The sequence below is a fragment of the Nonomuraea sediminis genome (assembly GCF_018531495.1).
Lineage (GTDB): Bacteria > Actinomycetota > Actinomycetes > Streptosporangiales > Streptosporangiaceae > Nonomuraea > Nonomuraea sediminis.
The window spans coordinates 66,021-87,221 of record NZ_JAHDTI010000019.1; the positions used below are offsets into that span (position 1 = coordinate 66,021).

At 69.9% G+C, this 21,201-nt stretch carries 15 protein-coding genes; 7 read left to right on the forward strand and 8 right to left on the reverse strand.

Features of this window, described 5'->3' with window-relative positions; translation table 11 throughout:
* Window positions 1-69 precede the first annotated feature (69 nt).
* Entirely contained in the window at window positions 70-1,185 is a 1,116-nt protein-coding gene (ald, locus tag KIK09_RS50545) for an alanine dehydrogenase (RefSeq protein ID WP_214326762.1), read from the reverse strand.
* 100 nt (window positions 1,186-1,285) lie between these two features.
* On the opposite strand from ald, the gene KIK09_RS50550 reads away from it, so the two are divergent.
* Window positions 1,286-2,134 carry an excalibur calcium-binding domain-containing protein gene (locus KIK09_RS50550; RefSeq protein ID WP_214326763.1) on the forward strand — a complete coding sequence of 283 codons (849 nt, stop codon included), beginning with the start codon at window positions 1,286-1,288 and terminating at the stop codon, window positions 2,132-2,134.
* Here KIK09_RS50550 and KIK09_RS50555 read toward each other — a convergent pair.
* The 3 genes from KIK09_RS50555 to KIK09_RS50565 form a co-directional block, all read right to left on the reverse strand.
* On the reverse strand, window positions 2,131-3,507 hold the full coding sequence (locus KIK09_RS50555; RefSeq protein ID WP_214326764.1) for an NCS2 family permease: 1,377 nt from the start codon (window positions 3,505-3,507) through the stop codon (window positions 2,131-2,133). The genes KIK09_RS50550 and KIK09_RS50555 overlap by 4 nt on opposite strands.
* A gap of 138 nt (window positions 3,508-3,645) precedes the next feature.
* Window positions 3,646-3,870, reverse strand: coding sequence for an EF-hand domain-containing protein (locus KIK09_RS50560; RefSeq protein ID WP_214326765.1), 225 nt, complete (start codon window positions 3,868-3,870; stop codon window positions 3,646-3,648).
* Window positions 3,867-6,080, reverse strand: coding sequence for a xanthine dehydrogenase family protein molybdopterin-binding subunit (locus KIK09_RS50565; RefSeq protein ID WP_214326766.1), 2,214 nt, complete (start codon window positions 6,078-6,080; stop codon window positions 3,867-3,869). Before KIK09_RS50565 ends, KIK09_RS50560 begins: the two co-directional genes overlap by 4 nt.
* 93 nt (window positions 6,081-6,173) lie before the next feature.
* Between KIK09_RS50565 and KIK09_RS50570 the strand changes: the two genes are divergently transcribed.
* On the forward strand, window positions 6,174-7,652 hold the full coding sequence (locus KIK09_RS50570) for a PucR family transcriptional regulator (RefSeq protein WP_214326767.1): 1,479 nt from the start codon (window positions 6,174-6,176) through the stop codon (window positions 7,650-7,652).
* Here the strand turns inward: KIK09_RS50570 and KIK09_RS50575 are convergent, their stop codons facing one another.
* A complete protein-coding gene (locus KIK09_RS50575; protein ID WP_214326768.1) occupies window positions 7,653-10,472 on the reverse strand; it encodes an AfsR/SARP family transcriptional regulator in 2,820 nt (939 codons plus the stop codon). It abuts the gene before it with no gap.
* A gap of 58 nt (window positions 10,473-10,530) precedes the next feature.
* Window positions 10,531-13,353 (reverse strand): AfsR/SARP family transcriptional regulator, encoded by a 2,823-nt coding sequence (locus KIK09_RS50580; RefSeq protein WP_214326769.1) that lies wholly within the window; start codon window positions 13,351-13,353, stop codon window positions 10,531-10,533.
* Window positions 13,354-13,778: 425 nt separating this feature from the next.
* On the opposite strand from KIK09_RS50580, the gene KIK09_RS50585 reads away from it, so the two are divergent.
* From KIK09_RS50585 to KIK09_RS50600, 4 genes are all read left to right on the forward strand, one after another.
* Window positions 13,779-15,062, forward strand: a complete 1,284-nt coding sequence (locus KIK09_RS50585; protein ID WP_214326770.1) for a helix-turn-helix domain-containing protein — start codon at window positions 13,779-13,781, stop codon at window positions 15,060-15,062.
* 46 nt (window positions 15,063-15,108) lie between these two features.
* A complete protein-coding gene (locus KIK09_RS50590; protein WP_214326771.1) occupies window positions 15,109-15,687 on the forward strand; it encodes a copper resistance CopC family protein in 579 nt (192 codons plus the stop codon).
* Window positions 15,684-17,657, forward strand: a complete 1,974-nt coding sequence (locus KIK09_RS50595) for a bifunctional copper resistance protein CopD/cytochrome c oxidase assembly protein (protein ID WP_214326772.1) — start codon at window positions 15,684-15,686, stop codon at window positions 17,655-17,657. Before KIK09_RS50590 ends, KIK09_RS50595 begins: the two co-directional genes overlap by 4 nt.
* Before the next feature lie 163 nt (window positions 17,658-17,820).
* The gene (locus KIK09_RS50600; protein WP_214326773.1) at window positions 17,821-18,207 is read left to right on the forward strand and encodes a sensor histidine kinase; all 387 of its coding nucleotides are present in this window, start codon (window positions 17,821-17,823) and stop codon (window positions 18,205-18,207) included.
* Between the two features lie 172 nt (window positions 18,208-18,379).
* On the opposite strand, the gene KIK09_RS50605 is transcribed toward KIK09_RS50600, so the two are convergent.
* A complete protein-coding gene (locus KIK09_RS50605; RefSeq protein ID WP_214326774.1) occupies window positions 18,380-19,522 on the reverse strand; it encodes a lipase family protein in 1,143 nt (380 codons plus the stop codon).
* A gap of 109 nt (window positions 19,523-19,631) precedes the next feature.
* Here KIK09_RS50605 and KIK09_RS50610 point away from each other — a divergent pair, with 109 nt between their 5' ends.
* Window positions 19,632-20,210 carry a hypothetical protein gene (locus tag KIK09_RS50610; RefSeq protein ID WP_250575125.1) on the forward strand — a complete coding sequence of 193 codons (579 nt, stop codon included), beginning with the start codon at window positions 19,632-19,634 and terminating at the stop codon, window positions 20,208-20,210.
* 34 nt (window positions 20,211-20,244) lie between these two features.
* On the opposite strand, the gene KIK09_RS50615 is transcribed toward KIK09_RS50610, so the two are convergent.
* Window positions 20,245-21,198: a LysR family transcriptional regulator gene (locus KIK09_RS50615; protein WP_214326776.1), complete on the reverse strand. Its 954-nt coding sequence runs from the start codon at window positions 21,196-21,198 to the stop codon at window positions 20,245-20,247.
* Window positions 21,199-21,201 lie beyond the last annotated feature (3 nt).

Below are 21,201 nucleotides of genomic sequence, written 5' to 3' on the forward strand. Positions count from 1 at the left end.
TGGGGAAACCCCTCGGGCTCGGCTGCTCGACGGCCGCAACCCCTACAGCGACCGCACCCGGTCATCCCGCTAAGCGAGGACCTGCGCGATCGGGACCCAGTCGAGGTTGTGGGCCTCGGCTACCGCCTGATTGGTGACGTGGCCCTCGTAGGTGTTCAGGCCCAGCGCCAGGGAGTGGTCCTGGCGTAGTGCCTGTACCCAGCCCTGGTTGGCGATGGCCAGCGCGTACGGCAGCGTCACGTTGGTGAGCGCGAACGTCGAGGTGTGCGGGACGGCCCCGGGCATGTTGGCCACGCAGTAGAAGATCGACTCGTGCACCTTGTAGGTGGGATCCTCGTGCGTGGTCGGACGGGAGTCCTCGAAGCAGCCGCCCTGGTCGATGGAGATGTCCACCAGCACCGAGCCGGGCTTCATGCGCGAGACCAGCTCGTTGGTCACCAGGGTGGGCGCCTTGGCGCCGGGCACCAGCACCGCCCCGATCACCAGGTCCGCCTCCAGCGCGGACCGCTCGATCTCCAGTGTGTTGGAGGCGAGCGTCTGGAGGTGACCTTGGTAGATCGAGTCCGCCTGGCGCAGTTTGTCGATGTTCTTGTCCAGAAGCAGCACCTCCGCCTGCATGCCGAGCGCGATGGCGGCCGCGTTCATGCCTGACACGCCCGCGCCGATCACCACGACGTTCGCGGCGCGCACGCCGGACACGCCGCCCATCAGCACTCCCCTGCCGCCCTGCGAGCGCATCAGGTGGTAGGCGCCGACCTGCGGCGCGAGCCTGCCCGCCACCTCCGACATGGGAGCCAGCAGCGGCAGCGCGCCGTTGGGCGTCTGGACCGTCTCGTATGCGATGCCGGTGATGCCCGCGTCGAGCATCGCCTTGGTGCACTCCGGTGAGGCGGCCAGGTGCAGGTAGGTGAACAGGACCTGCCCCTTGCGCATCCGGTGGTACTCCTCGGCCTCCGGCTCCTTCACTTTCATGATGAGCTCGCACTCGGCCCAGACCTCGTCGGCACGTTCCAGGATGACCGCACCCGTGCGCTCGTAGTCGGCGTCGGGAAGTGACGATCCCGCGCCCGCGTCGCGCTCCATGTAGACCTGATGACCGTTCCGTACCAGCTCGTGGACGCCCGCCGGGGTGAGCGCCACCCGGTATTCGTTGTTCTTGACTTCTCGCGGTACTCCGACCTTCATGCTTTAGGTCTTTCCCCAAAGCGAGGATTTTTCGCCTGATTACCCTGCTCGGGTCCGTCCTCGATAGGCTCACCGGCAGCCCGTACGTCAGGATATGGAGATGCCGGAACAGCCGCCCCCCGCCGAGCCGGACGCACGCAAGGCCAGCAGGCTTACCACCGTCGTGCTGCTCGCCTCCCTCGTGCTCGTCGTGCTGATCGCCGGTGTCCTCGGTACGGTCGCCGTCCTGATGACGCGCAGCCCCGACGCGCCGCTCCTGGGTGGGGCGCCGCCGCAGCGGCTGGCCGTACCCATCCACTTCGCGGCGGTCAGGGACGCCAAGGACGCGCCCTGCCCCGGCGAGCAGGTCGCGCTCGACGTCGCCAAGAAGACCTGCTACCTGCTGGAGGACGGCGTCACCGTCAACGCCGTGCAGCGCGTCGAGGCCGTGCGGGACAAGAACGGGACGTATTCGGTGCGGATCGCGATCGCGCCCGCCTTCAGGGACAAGGTGGCCTCTCTCATCGACGAGCTGGTGAACGACCAGCGGCAGGTGGCGCTGGTGCTGATGCCCGACACCGTGCTGGCCGCGCCCTACGTCATGCAGGGCATGGACGGCGACAGCATCAGCATCACCGGATACTCCAAGCAGGACGCCGACGCGCTGGTGGCCAAGCTCCTGGGCGGCAGCGCGCCGGCGCCCACGACCCAGCCGTCGTCCCCGTCGCAGCCGCCGGTGTCCCAGGAGCCCTCCGCCCCTGTCTCGTCGAGCCCACCGGGCATCCAGCAGACCACCGGCGCGACGTCTCCCGTGGGCGGCAGCCGTACGCCTGACCCGAAGTACCCCTCCTGCAAGGAGGCCGTGGCGGCGGGCAAGGGCCCGTACTACAAGGGCATGCACGAGGAGTACTTCTGGTACCCCGACGTCGACCACAACGGCGCGGCCTGCAACTCCGGCGACATCCGTTAGATCAGCCCTTCGATGGCCACGATCCCGAAGTAGGCCAGGAAGATGGCCGAGACCACCCACAGCAGCCACGGGATCTCCTTGAACTTCCCGACTGCCGCCTTGATGAGGGTGTAGGAGATCACTCCGGCGCCCACGCCGTTCGTGATCGAGTACGTGAACGGCATCAGGGCGATCGTCAGGAACGCGGGGATCGCCACTTCCAGGTCCGACCACGGCACGTTGCGGCTCTGCGTCATCATCAGCGCCCCGACCAGCACCAGCGCGGGCGCGGCCGCCGCGGCGGGGACCACCGCCGCCAGCGGGGTGAACAGCAGCGTGATCGCCAGCAGGATCCCGGTCACGACGTTGGCCAGCCCGGTCCGCGCCCCTTCGCCGACGCCGGCGGCCGATTCCACGAAGACGGTGTTGGCCGAGGAGCTGGTCACGCCGCCGAGGACGCCCCCGATGCCGTCGATGGTCAGGATCCTGCCCAGCCGTGGCACCTGCCCCTGGGGGCTGACCAGGCCGGCCTCGTCGCTGACGCCGATGATCGTGCCCATCGCGTCGAAGAATCCGGACAGCACCAGCGTGAACAGCACCACGCTCGCCGTCACCGCCCCGGCCGTGGCGAACCCGCCGAACAGGTCGAACTGCCCGACCAGCCCGAAGTCCGGCGCGGCCACGAACCGCTCGGGAACCCGTGGCCTCACCACTCCCCAGGTCTTCTGGTCGATCGTGGTCAGGCTGTTGACCAGGACGGCCACGATGGTGGCGGCGATGATGCTGATGAGGATGGCGCCGGGCGTCTTACGGACGAACAGCACGATCATCAGCAGCAGACCGAAGCAGAACACCGTCACCGGCCAGCCCATCAGATGCCCGCCGGCGCCCAGTTGCACCGGCGTGCCCTTGCCCGGTGTCACGAACCCGGCGTCCACCAGCCCGATCAGCGTGATGAACATCCCGATGCCGACGCTGATCGCATGCTTGAGCGCGAGCGGGATCGAGTTCATGATCAGAGTACGCAGCCCGGTCACCGCGAGCACGATGATCACGAAGCCCTCGAGCACGACGAGCCCCATGGCCTGGGCCCAGGTCATGAACGGCGCGGCCTGGTAGGCCACCACCGCGTTCAGTCCGAGCCCGGCCGCCAGCGCGAACGGCGCGTTGCCCACGAACGCCATCAGCAGCGTCGACACCGCCGCCGCCAGCGCGGTCGAGGTGGTCAGCTGGGCGATCGTGAGCTTGGCGCCGGTGACGTCGTGGGCTCCGCCGAGGATGATCGGGTTGAGCAGGATGATGTAGGCCATCGCCATGAAGGTGGTGATCCCGCCACGCACCTCGCGCGCGACCGTCGTCTCCCGGTCGCGCAGCTCGAACAACCGCTCAAGCACGACCTCCCCCCTTCGCGATCAAGGGGGACAGACGAGTCCTTACCCACTAACCGTCGGACCAGTCCTGCGGCCGGCCGTCGGTCGCCCAGTAGGACGCCCCCGAGTGGTCCTCACTCGGGGGCGGGGTCGGTAGCGCGCTCAGTGCCTCTCGTGGCGGCCGCCGCCCACCAGGGCGACGAACTCCTCCAGCCCGACCTTGCCGTCGCCGTCGCGGTCGGCCGAGGCGATGAAGGCCTCGATCTCCTCCGCCGAGGCTCCCTGGTCGCCGAGCGCCTCGTTGACCTGGCGGATCTCGGCGGCCGTCAGCACACCGTCGCCGTCGGTGTCGTACTTCTCGAACTCGGCCTTGGCCGCGTCACTCATCGGATTCCCTCCCCGTAGTCGACCAAGGCGATATCTTCGGGCCGAATCGGAACCCGCGTCAACCGGTGGCCGCATGCCGCCCGCACCGCCGCGGCGATCGCGGGGGTCGAGGACAGGGTGGGAGGCTCGCCCGCGCCCCGCAGCCCGTAGGGGGCCGCCGGGTCCGGGTTCTCCAGGATCTCCATGGTCATGGGCGGCATGTCGAGAGTCGTGGGGATCAGGTAGTCGGTGAACGACGGGTTCAGCACCCGGCCGTCCTTGATCTGGATCTCCTCCATCAGCGCCAGGCCGAGCCCCTGTGCCGAGCCGCCGTGGATCTGGCCCTCGAGCGCCTGCGGGTTCATGATGCGGCCCACGTCCTGCACCGCGGCCAGCTCGACGACCTTGACCAGCCCGAGCTCGCTGTCCACGTCCACGACCGCCCGGTGCACGCACAGGGCCAGCTGCGTGTGCGAGGAGCCCTGCCCGGTCACCGGGTCCAGCGGGTAGGTCGGCCGGTGCCGGTAGACGCGCGTCTCCTCGATCGGGCCGAACTTCTCCAGCGCCTCGCGCGCCGGCAGCCCCTCGAAGCGTTCCCGTACGGCTTCGCAGGTCGCCTTGACCGCGCCGCCCGTCACGTACGACTGCCTGGAGGCCGACGACGAGCCGGCCGAGCCCACCGCCGTGTCCGCGGCCGCCACGGTGACCTGGTCGACGCCCAGTTCGGTGCGGGCGATCTGGGCCTGGATCGTCACCAGGCCCTGGCCGACCTCGGCCGCCGCGGTGTGCACGGTGACGTGCGGCTCGCCGTTGATCAGCTCGGCGCGCACCCTGGCCGTGGAGTAGTCGTCGAAGCCCTCGGAGAAGCAGATGTTCTTGATGCCCACGCCGTAGCCGACGCCCCGCCGTACCGACTCGCCGTGGGTGGTCTGTGAGACGCCGCCCGGCATGGAGCGCAGGTCGTCGTCGGCGGCCGGCGGCAGCGGCATGGCGTCCAGGCGGCGCAGCATGTCGGCCAGCGGCGCGGGCGAGTCGATCATCTGACCGGTGATCAGGTGGGAGCCCTGCGAGACGGCGTTGCGGATCCTGATCTCCAGCGGCGACAGGCCGCACGCCTCGGCCAGGCGGTCCATCTGCGACTCGTAGGCGAAGCAGGCCTGGACCGCGCCGAAGCCGCGCATCGCGCCGCACGGCGGGTTGTTGGTGTAGACGCCGGTGGCCACCACGTCCACGTTGGGCACCTCGTAGGGGCCGACGCCGAGGGAGGCCGCGTTGCCGACCACCGCGGGCGAGGAGGAGCAGTACGCGCCGCCGTCGAGCAGGATGTCGGCCTTGACGTAGACCAGCCTGCCGTCGCGGGTGGCGCCGTGCTCGTAGCGCATCCTGGCCGGGTGGCGGTGCACGTGGCCGAAGAACGACTCCTCGCGGCCGTAGACGATCTTGACGGGCCGGTTCAGCCGCAGCGCCAGCATGCAGGCGTGCACCTGCATCGACAGGTCCTCGCGGGCGCCGAACGCGCCGCCCACGCCCGACAGCGTCAGCCGTACCTTCTCCGGCGGCAGGCCCAGGCAGGGCGCCAGCTGGTCGCGGTCGACGTGCAGCCACTGCGTGGCGATGTACAGGTCGACGCCGCCGTCCTCGGCCGGGACGGCCAGGCCCGACTCGGGGCCGAGGAAGGCCTGGTCCTGCATGCCCACCTCGTACTCGCCGGTGACCGTGATCGGGGCGGTGAAGGTGTCGCCGACCTTGACCGGCTGGCGGCGCAGGATGTTGCCGTCCGGGCGGAGCTTGGGCTGGGTCTCGTCATGAGCCGCTTTATACGGATCCGTCACCGCCTGCCGGATCTCGTACTCGATGACGATCTTCTCCGCGGCCCTGCGGGCCGTCTCGGGGTGGTCGGCCGCCACCAGCGCCACCGGCTCGCCCTGGTGGTTCACCTGGTCGATGGCCAGCACCGGCTGGTCCTTGTGCTCCAGGCCGTAGTACTTCGCGCCCGGCACGTCCTCGTGCGTCAGTACGGCCAGCACCCCCGGGACCGCCAGCGCCGGTCCCACATCGATCGACCGGATCCACGCCGAGGCGTGCGGGCTGCGCAGCGTCACGCCCCAGACCATCCCGTCGAGCCACAGGTCGGAGGCGTAGGCGAACTCGCCCGTCACCTTCAGCACCCCGTCGGGGCGCCGCACGCTCTCACCGACGCCCTGCCGCGTCACGCTGACCGTCTCCGTCATCTTTCGAGTAGAGCACCGGCGTTCTCGCACTCCAATGCATGTGCGGTGAAATTGCGGTCAGGGGTTTGCGGGACGACTTGTATATTCCTCCAAGTGCGGATCAGTGACCTGCTGGCGATTCCGGAGCTTCGGCTGAAGCTGCTCGCCGGGGATCCCTCGCGTGAGTTCAGTACCGTGCACATCACGGACCTGCCCGCGCCCGGCCGCTACCTGTCGGGCGGCGAGCTCGTGCTGACCGGGCTGATGTGGCGACAGACGCCGGACGACTCGGCCGCCTTCGTGGCCGCGCTCGTCGAGGCCGGGGTGGCGGGACTCGGCGCGGGCCAGGCCTGGCTCGGCCACGTCCCCGCCGACCTTGTCGAGGCGTGCAGGGAGGTGGGTCTGGCGCTCCTCGAGGTGCCCACCGAGGTCTCCTTCCGCTCGGTCGCCGAACTGGCCGTGCCGCGCCTGGCCGGCGACGTGCGCGACGCGCTCGGCCGTCACCGGCGCATCGTCGCGGCCGTCGCCGAGGGCGCCGACCTGCCGGAGCTGTTCGCGCTGACGGCCGCCGAGCTGGGCATCACCGCCACGCTGCTGTCCGCGACCGGTGTCCCGCTGGTCGGTCCGCTCGCGGAGAGCGAGGAGACGGTACGGCTGGCGCGGGCCTACCTGACCGCCTCCCGCCTCCCCACCAGGTCCGGAAATTTCACTATCTTCGCCGTCGGGCGGGGTCATCGGGCGGCCGGATGGCTGGTGGCGTGCGAGGGCGATCTCATGGACCGCGCTGACCTCGGGTACGAGCTGGCCGCCGGCGTCGCGCTCGAACGCAGCCGGATGGAGGAGGGCCGCAGGGTCGAGCGCCGCCTGGCCGAGCAGCTCATCGGCGCCGCCCTGGCCGACGGCGACCAGGCCGAGCTCACGGCACGGCTGCGCACCTGCGGGATCGAGGCGGCCGAGCCGTACGCGATCGTCGACGCCACCGCGGCGGCGCGCGGGCCCGAGGCGGCCGCGCTCGGCGGGCAGGTGGTCGAGGAGCTGCTGGCCCGCGAGGTCGTCGCGCCCGCCTTCGCCGACAGCGCCGTGGCGCTGGTCCCGCTGCGCGGCACGACCGTCGAGGACCTGGCCCTGCGCCTGCGCCGCGGCACGGACGTCCTGGCAGCCCTGCCGGACACCCGCGTCAGCGTCGGCCTGAGCGGCGCCCTGACCGGCTCCACCGCCATCAGAGGCGGCATCCAGGAGGCCGGGCACGCCAGGCGCCTGGCCGAGGCCCGCGGCGGCGGCGTGGTCACCAGCGACGAGATCTACACCCACGCGCTGCTCCTGGCCACCGTGCCGGGCGACATCCGCCGCTCCTACGCCGACAGGCTCCTCCAGCCGCTCATCGACTACGACCGCACCCACCAGTCGGACCTGGTCCACACCCTGGCCACGTTCCTGGACTGCACCGGCTCATGGAACGCCTGCGCCGAACGCCTCCACGTCCACGTCAACACCGTCCGCTACCGCATCCGTCGCGTCGAGGAACTCACCGGCAGAGACCTGACCACCATGTCCGACAGAGTCGACTTCTTCCTCGCCCTCCAGGCCATGTGATCATAGGCTCCGGACGGGCGGCACCCCGAGCGCCTCGTGGACGGCTGCCTGCTCGCGCTCGGCCCGGGCTTCCCATCGGGCATTCCCCAGAGTCCGCGCCAGCGGCATCGCTCTGTCGACGGCCTTCAGCGCCCCGTCCAGATCGCCCGCGATCCGATGCGCCTGTGCCATCCCCACCAGACACCGCAGCTCGCCGATCCGGTAGCCGGCGTCCCGGTGCCGCGCCATCGCCAGCCCGAAGTGGCTCAAAGCCTCCACGGGCTCCTCCGACCTCACGCAGGCCTCGCCGAGGTGCATGTGGATATGGGCCTCGTGCAGGGTGTCTCCGGCCTCTCTGGTCAGGCGGAGCGCCTCGTTCAGCGCTTGTCGCGCATTCCTGTGCTCGCCGAGGGCCCTGCTGACCTCCGCGATGTTGATGAGCGCGAAGCGTTCGCCGATGGCGATGCCGAGCTCTCTGGCCAAGGCCAACTGCTTCTTGAGGTAGTGCAGCGCCTGACCGTGGTCCGCCATGGTCAGATGGGTGATGCCCAAATTGCCGAGGGTTCGCTGCTCGTCGAACCGGTCACCGGAGCTCCTGGCCATCGCAAGCTCGATCTCGAAGTGCTCCACAGCTTCGTCAAGGCGGCTGAACATGCGCATGCCGAAGGCCACATGGCCATGGGCGAACTGGACGATTCGCTCATCGGCCAGTCGCTCGCCGACCTGGATCGCGGCGGAGTTCATCATGATGAGGTCGGCACCGCGGTGCTGGCCTGACTGGTGCCACATCATCGCGAACGTGAGCCACACGCCGAGCCGCGCGATCGACGGGTCCTGGTGAGCCATCGCCTGCATGGCGGCGTGCCGGATGTTGACCTCTTCCAGGCCGAGCCATCGGACGGCGGCGTCACGGCCCTTCATGACAAGCGGTACGGCCTGTACCTCCGGGGCCGGCGGTTGCACGCGATGGGGATCCAGCAAGGTGGCCGCCTGCCGGGCCGAGGCGACATAGAAGCTCAGCGCCCTGGTCAGGGCGACGTCCGGCTTGACCGGATCAAGCTCGCCGACGAAAAGCCTGACCAGGTCATGCAGTTGGTAGTAGCCGGGGTCCGCCCGGTCCACCAGGTGCGCGTCCGCCAGCCTCTCCAGGCTCCGCTCGGCCTCGGCGTCACTCATGCCGGACAGGGCCGCTGTCGTCTCTGCCGAAAACGTGGGCACGTGCAGGATGCCGAGCTGGGCCAGCATCCGGGAGGCGGCCACGTCCAGTGGCCGCGGCCCGTCCCGGAGTCCCTTCCAGCTGGACATGAAGCTGGACCGCACGGCGAGGTCGCCGATCTCGAGTTCGCTCAGCCGCCTGCGCTCGTCACGCAGTCGCTCGGACAGCGAACCGACGCTCCAGTTCGGTCGGTCCACGAGCCGGGCGCCGACGATCTTGAGCGCCAGGGGGAGACCTTCGCAGAGCTTGACCAGGGTCGCCGTGGCGCTGGGATCCTCCGCTACACGTTGCGGGCCCATCAGTTTGGCCAGCAGCGTCGTAGCCTCGGCGCCGCTCATCCGGGGGAGGTGCACCTGGAAGCAGTCATCGCCGGCGATCAGGCTCTCGCGGCTGGTCACCAGAATGGTGCTGCCGGGCGGGGTCGCAAGCACGGGCCGGATCTGGTCGAGCCTGGCAGCGTCGTCGAGCAGCACCAGGAGGCGCTTGCTCGCCAGCCGATCCCGCCACATGGCCGCCGCCTCGTCCTGGTCCGACGGCACTGCGTCGCCGGCCACGCCGAGCGCTCTGAGCAGTCGGCCCAGGATGTCGCGAGGCTCCAGCTCGGGCACGTCCGGCGTCGCACCCCTGAGGTCGACGTGCAGCTGCCCGTCAGGGAAGAGGTCCTTCACCAGGTGGGCGACGTGAATTGCCAGCGCCGACTTGCCCACACCCGGTGGACCCGAGATCACGATCAGCGGATGGGGCGGGGAGCCGTCCCATGGGGCCAGGGGGCCCCGTAACTGGATGACCTCCTTGGCCCGGCCGACGAAGCCGACGAGGTCGCGCGGGAGCTGGCGGGGGACGGGCGATTCCGCCTCGGGCTGAGAGGTGCCGCGCAGTATGGCCTCGTGACGGCGACGTAGGCCTTCCCCTGGATCGACGCCCAGTTCCTCGGCGAGGACGCGCCTGCCCTCCTCGAAGACCTGCAGAGCCTCTGCTTGACGCCCCAGCCGGTCGAGGGCGAGCATCAACAGCTCACGAGCGCGTTCACGCAGAGGCTGCTGCGCCATGAGCTCCCTGAGCGGACCCAGCGCCTCCTGCGGGCGCCTCAGCTCCATCAGCGCCTCGGCTCGCCATTCGGCGGCGTCGGAACGCAGTTGTTCCAGGCGGACGCGCTCGCTGTCGGCGAAAGGCCCGGGAACGCCGCTCAACGTCAGGCCGTGCCAAAGAGACAGGGCCTGGTCGAGAAGTGCCAGAGCGCCGAGGTGATCCGAGGCCGCCCTCAGGCGCCGGGTTCCGTCGAGATGCTCGGCCAGGACGGCGACGTCGACCTGATGGGGAGCCAGGCGCAGGACATAGCCGCCGTCCGTGCCGACGAGCAGCCGAGAGGGTTCGCGTGGGCCGCGGTGAGGCTCGAGCGCTCGCCGTAATCCGGAGATGTAGGTGTAAACGCTCTGCTCCGCGGTCCTGGGCGAATCATCGCCCCACAGAGAGTCGATGAGCTGGCCCATGGTGACGACCTGGCCGGCCCTCGAGGCGAGAACGGCCAGGACCGCCAGCTGGCGCGGTGGGCCGAGGTCGAGTCGCGAGCCGTGTCGATCGCCCATGACAGGTCCGAGGAGTCGGATCTCGATCTCCTCAGTCACGCGTCATCCCACGTCGATGCTGACGATGCCCTCTGGCAGGCGAGCTTCGCTTGGTGAGTCACACGGCCCGCACGGGCGGCACCCCGAGCGCCGCGTGCACGGCCTCCTGCTCGAGCTCGGCCCGCAGTTTCCATCGCTCGTTCCCCAGCGCCCGCGCCAGCGGCATCGCGCCGGAGATCGTCTCGAGCGCCTCGGTGAGCTGTCCCCTGATGCGTAGCGCCTTGGACACGCCGACGAGACAGCGGAGCTCTCCGATCTTGTATCCGCCGGCCTGTTGCTTGGCCGCACCTTGGCGCAGGTGTTCCAGCGCGACATCCCCTCGCCCGGCCGCCAGGAGGGCTTCCCCCAGGTGCATGTGAGCCTGCCCCTCGTGGACGATGTCGCCGTCCGCGCGGGCATTGCGGAGCGAGGCCTCGAGCGACACTCGTGCCTCCTCGAACTGGCGAAGGCCGGTATGCGCCGCCCCGGCGATCAACTGGGCGTAGCGCTCTCCAATGCGAGAGCTGATCTTCTTCGCCAGGGCCAGCTGTTGCTGCGCGTAATGCAGCGCGCGCCCATAATCCTCCATGGTGAGGTGGACGTTCGCGAGATTTCCCAGCGCTCGGTGCTCGGTGGCGACATCGCCGGCTTCGCGCGCCATCGCCAGCTCGATGCCGAAGTGTTCTCCAGCCTCGGCAGGGCGGCCATGCATGTGCAGCCCGCCGGCCACGTGGCTGTGCGCGAATCGCGTGATGCGCTGGTCATCCAGGCGGATGCCTACCTCCAACGCCGCGGAGTTGAGCGTGACCATCTCCGCGGCATGGTGGGCCTTTTGCTGGTACCACATCAGGGCGAAAGCCAGCGCCGTGCCGAGCTTCGCGAGGTCGGCGTCTTCGCCGGCCATCGCCTGCAGGGCGGCCTGCGTGAGATTGGCTTCCTCGTCGGCCAGCCACGATACGGCCTCATCCTGGTCCGAGAGGCGTCGCGGTCGGGCATCGACCGGAAGCTCCTGTGGTTGCACCCGGTGGGGGTCCATCAGAGTGCTGGCCCGGCGCGCGGTGGCCACGTAGTAGCTCAGCACCCTGCTCATCGCCTCGTGCCGCCCTTCAGGCCGGAGCTCGCCCACGAAGAGCCTGACGAGATCGTGAAGCCGGTAGCGGCCCTGCTCCCTCCGCTCCAGAAGGTTCGCGTTCACCAGCCGGTCGAGGCTCCGCGCGGCTTCGCCTTCGTCCATGGCGGCGAGCTGTGCCACCGCGTCGGCGGTGATGGTCGGGACGTGCAGGATGCCGAGCTGCGCGAGGACTCGGGCGGCGGATCGATCAATCGGCCGGGGGCTCGAGCGCAGGGCGTCCAAGCTGGCCATGAAGCTGGACCTTACGGTGATGTCTCCGGCTTCAAGCTCGTGTAGCCGCTGGCGCTCGTCCCGGAAGCGCTCGGCGAACGCCGTGATGCCCCAGTCTGGCTGATCAGCAAGTCGTGCACCAACGATCTTGATCGCCAGGGGCAGGCCGTCACAGTACTCGACCAGCCTTCTTGTGCCTTGCGGGTCGCTGGCGATTCGCTCCGCGCCCACCAGCTTGGCCAGGACAGTGCTCGCCTCGGCAGCTGTGAGGCACGACAGGTGGATCTGATAGCAGTCGTCTGCCGCGCGCATGCTCTCGCGGCTCGTCACCAGGATCGCCGACCCGGACGGCACCGACAACACGGGGCGGATCTGGGCGAGCTCTGCGGCGTCGTCCAGCAGGACCAGCAGCCTCTTGCCGTCGATACACCCGCGCCAGACGGCAGCTGCCTCGTCCACGTCGTCAGGCACAGCCGCGCCGGGCACGCCCAGCGCTCGCAGCAGCCTGCCCAGGACGTCGAGCGGACCCAGCCTCGGCACGTTCGGCGTGGCGCCTCGGAGGTCGAGATGGAGCTGGCCATCGGGAAAGCTGTCCCGGACCAGATGCGCGACCTGGACCGCCAGTGTGGATTTACCGATCCCAGGAGGGCCCGAGATCACGACGAGCGGATGGGCCGGCGAACGATCCCAAGGAACGAGAAGCCCTTTCAGTTTCGCGGTCTCGGCCGCGCGACCGACGAATCCCAGCAGCTCGCGGGGGAGTTGGCGCGGGATCGACGGTTCTCGCGACGGCGAGGGCGTCGGACCCCTCAATACGATCTCGTGGCTGCGCCGCAGGCCCTCTCCGGGAGAGACACCCAGCTCGTCGGCGAGTACGCGTCGCCCCTCTTCGTAGATCGCCAGCGCCTCCGCCTGACGATCGCTGTGGAACAAGGCGAGCATCAACAGCTCGCGCGGTCGTTCCCGGAGCGGAGAGCGGGCGGTCAGCTCTTGCAGAGACTCGATGGCCTCCTCGTGGCGCCTCAGTGCGATGAGGAGGTCGGCACGCGTCTCGACGGCTTCGAAGCGTAACTCCTCCAGGCGCATGCGCTCACGCTCGGCCCACGGTCCTGGTACGCCGCACAGACTCGGCCCTCGCCATAGATCCAATGCCTCGTTCAGCAGCGCCAATCGCTGGAGTTGATTGCCTGGCTCCTTCAGTTGGGACGCCTTCTCCAACAGATGCGCGAGCATCCAGACATCGATCTGCTCCGGACGCAGGCGCAGCAGGTATCCGCCGGCGGTGCTTGTCACGATCTGGGGGCGCTCGCGTGGGCCGCGGCGAGGTTCGAGTGCCCGCCGCAAACCCGCGACGTAGGTGTAAACGCTCTGTTCAGCGCTGGCGGGCGGGGCTTCGCCCCATAAGGCGTCGATCAGTTGGGCCTTGGAGACGGCGCGTCCCACGTGGGAAGCCAGGACCGCCAAGGTTGCCTGCTGGCGTGGCGGTCCGAGATCAACCGGCGAGCCCTCGATGATGCCCACCGTGGGCCCGAGGAACCTGATCGCAATCGCCTCGGTCACACTTGGCAGCGTAGCCAGCATCGTCCGCGGGCGATGCTGGTCGGGCGCATGTAGAAGAAATGTAGATCACGTCGGTATGTTCGACGGAGCTGCGGGCGAAGTGGGGAGCTCGCAGGCACAGCGGCATGCCGCTATGCCTCCGCAGCCTTGATGGTGTCTACCAGCTGGCGTCTGGCGGACACCCACGTAGGGTGACTCTCGAGCCGGGATCAGCAGCAGGTCCCCATGTCCAAGGACGATGCGGGGGCGATTGTTGACACTTCCTCAGCTGAGGAAGACGTTTGGGCACTTGCGGCCGTAGCATTGCCTCCAAGTACCACGATTGCCGTGACAACGGCAGCAAGTACGGACAGGGCAAGACGCGTGCGCATGAGGGGCTCCCTCGCCGTGGGTTTGCGTGGACATCATCTCAGGGAGTGTCAGCCGTGACCACATCTGACTTGGTCGGCCTCCGGATTAAGACCGTTCGGCGACAGCGTGGCCTGTCGCAGGCGCAACTGGCGCATCCCGAACTGTCAGACAGCTACGTCTCCTTGATCGAGAGTGGCAAGCGTACCCCGACTCCGGCTGTTCTTGAGTTGCTGGCACAGAAGCTGGACTGCTCACTCTCGTATCTCGTCAACGGCGTCACTGCCGAGCAGATGGAAGACATCGAGCTCGCGCTCGGCTATGCACGCCTGGCTCTGGAAAACGGAGAAATCTCCGAAGCCCGTACGCGCTTTGCCGAGCTCTTGGCGGACTCCAACCTGACAGGACTCACCGCCCTACGTCAAGAAACGGAATTCGGGTTGGCGCTGGCAGCCGAAGCCTGCGGCGATCATGAGGACGCCATCAACATCCTGAACCGGATCAAGGCTGAGGACATCAGCGCCGACCGGCAGATCGAGGTGGCGATCGCGTTGAGCCGCGCGTACAAGGAGAGCGAGCGGCTCACGGAGGCGGTAGCCGTAGCCGAGGAGATCATCGGCGCACCCACCCGCCCCGTCTGGTCCGACCTCATGGTTGAGCTGGGCTCGGCGCTGCTGGCCGCCTACACGATGCGCGGTGATCTACTACGGGCCCGACAGTTCGCTGCTGAGCTGCTGAACGCGGCTGACGTGCTTGGAACCCCGCGCGCGATCGTGGCGGCCAACTGGAACGCTGCATACGTGGCCCTGCACACAGGGCACGCCGTGGAGGCATTGACGTTCGCAGAACGTGCGATGGCTGTCCAAGAGGAGAGCGGCCAGCCGCGCAACATCGCCCGGATGCGCTCTGCGCTGGGCTCCCTGCTGGCGCGGATCTCTCCCGACAACGGGCCGATCTCGAGCGCGACGCAGCGCAGGGCCTTGGACGAGCTGGTTCAGACTTCGGCCAGCCGGATCGACCAGGCACGAGCCCAGATCGAGATCGCCAGAGCGCAGTTTCTTTCGGGAGAGTACGCGCAGGCGGCCGAGCACGCGCTGGCCGGGCTGGCGCTGCTCCCCAGCGTTGCCGGCACGCTGGGTGCGGAGGGAAGCCTCCTGCTCGCGTATGCCCACACAGCAGTCGGTCAGCAGGACCAGGCCATGCAGCACGTCATCAGCGTGCGCGACTGGCTCGCCCCGATGCCTGACACGAGTCGGTCCGCCTCCAACTGGTACGCCACGGCTGACACCCTGGAGCAGCTAGGCGACAGCGAAGGCGCTGTGGAGGCTTATCAGCGGGCTTTGGCCTGCGCGGGGTTGTAGCGCGGAGTCCGGACCGGGTGGTGGCGTCGGTAGCCTTGGGGGTGTCATGAAGAGATCCCCGCTCGCGGCACTTACCGCTTTCGTCGCCGCCCTGTTCGTGTTCGGGCTGGCCGGGCCCGCGCTGGCGCACGACTCGCTCAAGAGCAGCGACCCCGCCAAGGGGTCGACCGTTGAGGCCGTCGACCAGGTCAGTCTTGTCTTTTCCGAGGGCGTGCGGATGCCGACCGTGCTCGTGCGCGGCGCCGACGGCGTCGCGCACCAGGCGGGCAAGCCGTCCGTCGATGGTGCGAAGGTACGACAGGCGCTGAAGGAGCCGCTGGGAGCGGGTAAGTACACGATCGCCTACCGGGTGGTGTCCTCCGACGGGCACCCGATCGAGGGCGAGATCCCCTTCACCGTCAAGGCGGCGTCCCCGACGCCGAGTGCCACTCCCTCGCAGGCCGCCGCGACGCCGAGCGACACTCCTTTGCAGGCCGCCGACCAGAAGAGCGCCGCGGCCGACCAGAAGGGCGTCGCCAAGGAAGAGACGGGGACCGCGTTCCCCGTCTGGCTGGTCATCGTCGTCGGCGCGCTCGTCGGCATCGGGATCGGCTTCCTGCTCAGCGTACGGAAAAAGAAGCCATGACCAGGGCCGCGCGGCTGGCGCTCGCGGCGGCGGGGGCGGCACTCGCCGGCCTGATCATCGCCATGATCGCCGGGGGCGCCGCGTTCCCCAGGATCATCCCGGGCCTGCCCGACGCCGGCGCCGTCACCCGGTGGGGGCTGCCGCTGTCGAAGGTGGCCATGGACGGCGGCGCCATCGTCACCGTCGGCCTGCTGCTGATGGCCACCGCGCTGCTGCCCAACGACAAGGGCCTGCTCGGCAAGCCCGCGCTCGGCTACGTCAAGGCCGCCTCATGGAGCGCGTTGTGCTGGGCGGGCGCCGCGGCGCTCGCGCTGGTGTTCGGCACGGCCGACTCCTGGGGCATGCCGGTCGGCCAGGTCTTCCAGGGCAACTTCCTGACCAGCTACGCCACCCAGACCAGCCAGGGCATCGCGCTCACGCTGGTGGTGCTGTTCGGGGTGGCCATCGCCTTGTTCTCGCGCGGCGCCATCACCGCGGGCGCCTCGGCGGGGCTGCTGGTCTTCGCGCTGGCCACGCTGCTGCCTCCGGCGCTCACCGGCCACTCCGCCTCCTCGCCCAACCACGACCTGGCCACCTCGGGCCTGTCGCTGCACCTGCTCGCGCTGGCGCTGTGGGTGGGCGGGCTGGCCGTACTGGCCCTGCACGCGGTGCGCAAGCAGTCGCACCTCGAGATCGCGGCCGACCGGTTCTCGCGGATGGCGCTGTGGTGCTACATCGGCGTCGGTCTGTCCGGCGTGTTCAGCGTGCTCGCGCGGCTGACCGCGGTGTCGGATCTGTGGACCTCGTCGTACGGCGTGCTGATCGTGGCGAAGATCATCGCCTTCGTCCTGCTCGGCTACGTGGGCTACTGGCACCGCCAGCGCAGCCTGGTCAGCCTGCGCAAGGGCAAGCCCGGCTCGTTCACGCGGCTGGCGGGCGGCGAGATGCTGCTCATGTCCGCCACGGTCGGCCTGGCCGTCGCGCTGTCGCGCACGCCACCGCCGCCGGTCGACCTGCCCAGCGACCCGGCGTTCGAGCTGCTGGGCTTCCGCATGCCGCCGCCGGTCACGCTGGGCAACCTGGTCTCGCTGTGGTGGCTGGACCTGTTCTTCGCGGTGGTGGCCGCGCTGATGGCAGGCCTGTACGCGGCCGGGGTCTACCGGCTGGTACGGCGGGGCGACCACTGGTCGTGGGGCCGCACCGCCGCCTGGTACGTCGGCGTGCTCATCCTGGTCATCGCCACGCAGAGCGGCCTGGCCCGCTACGCCAAGGTCATGTTCGACGTGCACATGATCGAGCACATGACGCTGTCGATGGTGGTGCCGATCTTCCTGGTCCTGGGCGGGCCGGTCACGCTGGCGCTGCGCGCGCTCAAGCCCGCGGCCAGGCGCGGCGACCGGGGGCCGCGCGAGTGGATCATGACGATCCTGCACAGCCGGTTCGTCCGGGTGGTCGCGCATCCGGCCATCGCCACGGCGATCTTCATCGCCTCCACCTACGCGCTCTACTTCACGCCGCTGTTCGCCTCTGCCATGGAGGAGCACCTCGGCCACATCGCGATGACGCTGCACTTCCTGCTCAGCGGATCGCTGTTCTTCTGGGTGATCATCGGAGTCGACCCGGCTCCGCACCGCCTGCCGTACGTGGGCAAGCTGCTGCTGCTGTTCGTGACCATGCCCTTCCACGCGTTCTTCGGCATCGCGCTCATGATGATGGGCACCGTGATCGCCTCGGGCTGGTACGAGAAGCTGGGCAGGACCTGGGGCGGGCCGCTGCTGGACGAGCAGCAGACCGGCGGGGCCATCGCGTGGGGGTTCGGCGAGATCCCGACGCTGATCGTGCTGCTGACCATCGCCTTCCAGTGGTACGCCGACGAGGACCGCAAGGCCCGGCGCGGGGACCGGCGGGCGGCGCAGCGCGGCGGCGATCCCGAACTCGACGCCTACAACGCCTACCTCGCCAACCTCAATCGCATTGACAAGGGCGAGTAGCCGGACGGTCACGGCACCCTATCTTCCCCATCACCGTCTGTGGCCCGACGGTAGCCTGGTTGTGGGGGAGTCGAGCATCACCGCGTGGCAAAGCACAGCTTTCGGGGACAGGCGCGGGCTCAGATGCTCAGGAAGGCGAGATCAGTTGACGGAAGACACGCGCATGCGCGGGGGGCGAGGCCTGGCCGAGGAGCTCGAGAGCTACCTCGGTGAATGGTCCGGGCGCACCGGGATCGCCGTGGAGACCTGGGCGCTGCCCACCGTCGACGTGCCGTCACGCATCGCCCGTGGGGTCCTGGCCGTGATCAAGGAGGCGCTGGACAACGTCGAGCGACACAGCGGCGCCACGACCGTGTCGATCGCCGTCACCGTGGGCAGGAACGGGCTGAAGCTGACCGTCAGCGACCACGGCAACGGGTTCTCGCTCAACCAGGCCGCACGCGGCATCGCCCGCATGCGGGCCTCGCTGGCCGAGCTGGGCGGCAGCCTGTCGGTGTCCAGCGTGCAGGGTGAAGGCACCACCGTGTCGGGCATCGTGCCCAGGCGCTAACCGGGACCCGCTCCACCCGGGTACCCGGGTGGAGCGGAGTCGTGGCGGCGGGCAAGTGTCATCGACTCGCCGTGAGCGCCGTGCGCGGGCCCTCAGCCGAAGTGCGGAGGGCGGCCAGTGGGGGCGGCCTGCCGTACAGGAGCAGGTAAGAACACGGGCCCGCGGGCGGCGGTCAGCAGTTGGACAGGGCGGGGAGCCCCAGGATGCGGAGGGCGAGCCATTCGATGGCCGCCGGCCCGCCTTCGACCGCGCCGAGGACGTGGCTGGGCGCCGGCAGCGAGGCCCAGCGGACGTTGACGCCTGCGCGGCAGTACTCGGAGCGGAGCGTGGAGCCGACCTGCAACGGGATGATCTCGTCACCCTGCGCGTGGTAGAGGAACATCGGCACGCGCGGCGGCTGGGCGCCGAGGCGGTTCTCCGACAGGCGGGCCAGCCACTTGGGCTGGTTGAGCAGGTCCACCGTGCTCAGGTCGGAGAAGCGCAGCCCGGCGAGCTTGCTCAGGTCGCCCACGCAGTCGTCGGCGGCGTCGGCCAGCAGGGCGCGTCCGCGGGCGTTGAGGTCGTCGACCAGGCGCAGTTCCGGATAGGCGGCGTCGAGGCCGACGCCGGCCGCGGCGGCCAGCCCGAAGTTGGACGTACCGTCCAGGTGGTCGGCCACCGCGTGCAGGTCGGCGGGGACACCGCCGGCCGCCACGCCCTTGAGTCGCAGTTCCGGCGCGTAGGAGGGCTGCAGCTGGGCGGCCCAGGCGGCCGAGGCGCCGCCCTGCGAGTAGCCCATGACGGCCACCGGCGCACGGTCGGACAGCCCGGCTCCCGAGACGCGCGTCGCGGCCCTGATCGAGTCGAGCACGGCGTGGCCCTGTGAGATCCCGGCCATGTAGGTGTGCTCGCCGGGGGTGCCGAGGCCCTCGTAGTCGGTGACGGCCACAGCGAAGCCCTTGAGCAGGAAGAGGCTGATCAGGGCGAGTTCGGCCTCGGTGCCCTGGCTCATGCTGACCGAGGGCGCGCACTGGTCGCCGAGCCCGTGGCTGCCGACGGCGTACCCGATGATGGGACGCCGCCCGAGCGGGAAGGAGGCCTTGGGCACCAGCAGCGTGCCGGAGACGGCGTTGGCGTTGCCGGTGGCGGAGGTGGAGGTGTAGAGCAGGTGCCAGGCGTTGACCGGGACTTCGAGCACCTTGCCGGGTAGCGCGTAGACGGTGGTGGGCTGGGCGGTGATGACGTCCCCTGGCGCGGCGGCGCGGGCGGGGATGGCGACGAGCGACAGGATCAGCAGCAGGATGGCGGACAGGCTGACGCGGACACGTAATCTCATGTGCCGGCCCCTCTCGTGGGGGATCACTCATGGGAGGGCGGCGCCGCGAGCCGATCGTTACCCGCGAGTAACACCTTGTCAAGGCCCGATGTGAACCATCATGGAGGGCATGGATTCAGGGTCGGTCGCCTTCCTCCGCGAGCTCCTCACCGACACCGGCTGGCTGGAGCGCACCCGCGAGCTCGGGCTCGCGCTGCGCACCACCCGGTCCCCCGGCGGGCTGCTGCTGGTCGGCACGCCCGACGACGAACCCTGGCACCTGACCGCCCATCTCGGCGACGAGGCCAGGCTGTCGGGGCTGTCCCAGCTGACGCCCACCCTGGTGCGCTGGCAGCCGCCCGCCGACGCGCCCGCCCACCTGCGGGTCGGCCTCGACCGCCTCGAGCAGGCGGCCCGCGGGGAGACGCTGTTCGTGGTGGCGGAGCAGAAGGCGCCGGTGCCGCTGCTGGAGCGGGTGGACGACGCGCGCCGCACCGGGGCCACGATCCTCGCCCTGGAGAGCGGTGACACGGAGCTGGCCGGGCTGGCGCACGACGCGATCGCGGTACCCGCGCACGGGCTGATCACCTTCGACGGCGCGCAGCACCTGGTCAGCGCGGCCGCGGGCGAGATCACCCAGCGCCCCAGCCTGCGCGCGCGCCTCGCCCGCCTCCTCGACAAGGTCAGCGGCCCGCAACTGCTCGACTAGCTTGTACGGCGGGCCCGGCGCCTGGGAACCCCGGTCAGGACTCCAGCGCGGAGGCTGGGATGAGGTGGGCTTCGAGGGATTGGCCGAGGTTGTCGGTGGCCTGTTCGATGGCGGCGATGACGACGGCCTGGACGGGGTCCGGCTCGCCCGAACCCGTGCGGCTGATGCGGGTCACCGCGTCCAGGCGGCGGGCGCCGACGTTGCGTACCTCGCTGACCTGCACTTCCCCTTCCGGCACGTCGAGCAGCGCGAGGCCGGGCACGACGGCCACGCCGTGGCCGGCCGCCACCAGCGCCAGCGTGGGCCCGAACTCGGTGATCACATGGATCTTGCGGGGGGCGAACCCGTGCAGCCCGGCGAGGCGGTCGAGGGCCTGGCCGCAGGCCTGGTCGGGCTCCCCGGCGACCCACGGCGCGTCCGCCAGGTCGTCGATCGTCCTGGGGAGCGGCCAGCCGGGCGGCACCACGATGCGGTACTCGTCCACGTAGAGCGCCCGGGTCGCCAGGGACGGCTGGGCCAGCGTGGGCAGTCCCGTGTCGTGCTCGGTGATCAGCACGTCGACCGCGCCGAGGCGGAGCTCCTGGAGCGCGGGCTGGCCGTACACCTCGTGGATGGTCGGCGCGATCTTGGGATGCCTGACCGCCAGGTCGCGCATGGCGGGCACGAGCATGTGCTTGATCACGGTGGGGAACGCGGCGATCCTGACGGGGCCAGCAAGGCGCTCGGTGAAGCGGGTGAGCTCCCGCTTGGCCTCGGCCAGCTCGTCCTCGACGCGCTCGGCGTAGCCGGCGAGCACCCGTCCCGCGGGCGTGAGCGACACGCGGCGCTGGGAGCGGTCGATGAGCGCCAGGCCGACCTCGCGCTCAAGCTGGGCGAGCTGCTGGGAGACGGCCGAGGGCGTCAGGAAGAGCGCTTCGGCGGCGCGCATGACCCCGCCACGGCGGTGGACCTCGTACAGGACTCGCAGGCGGCGGGGGTCGATGTCCATGCA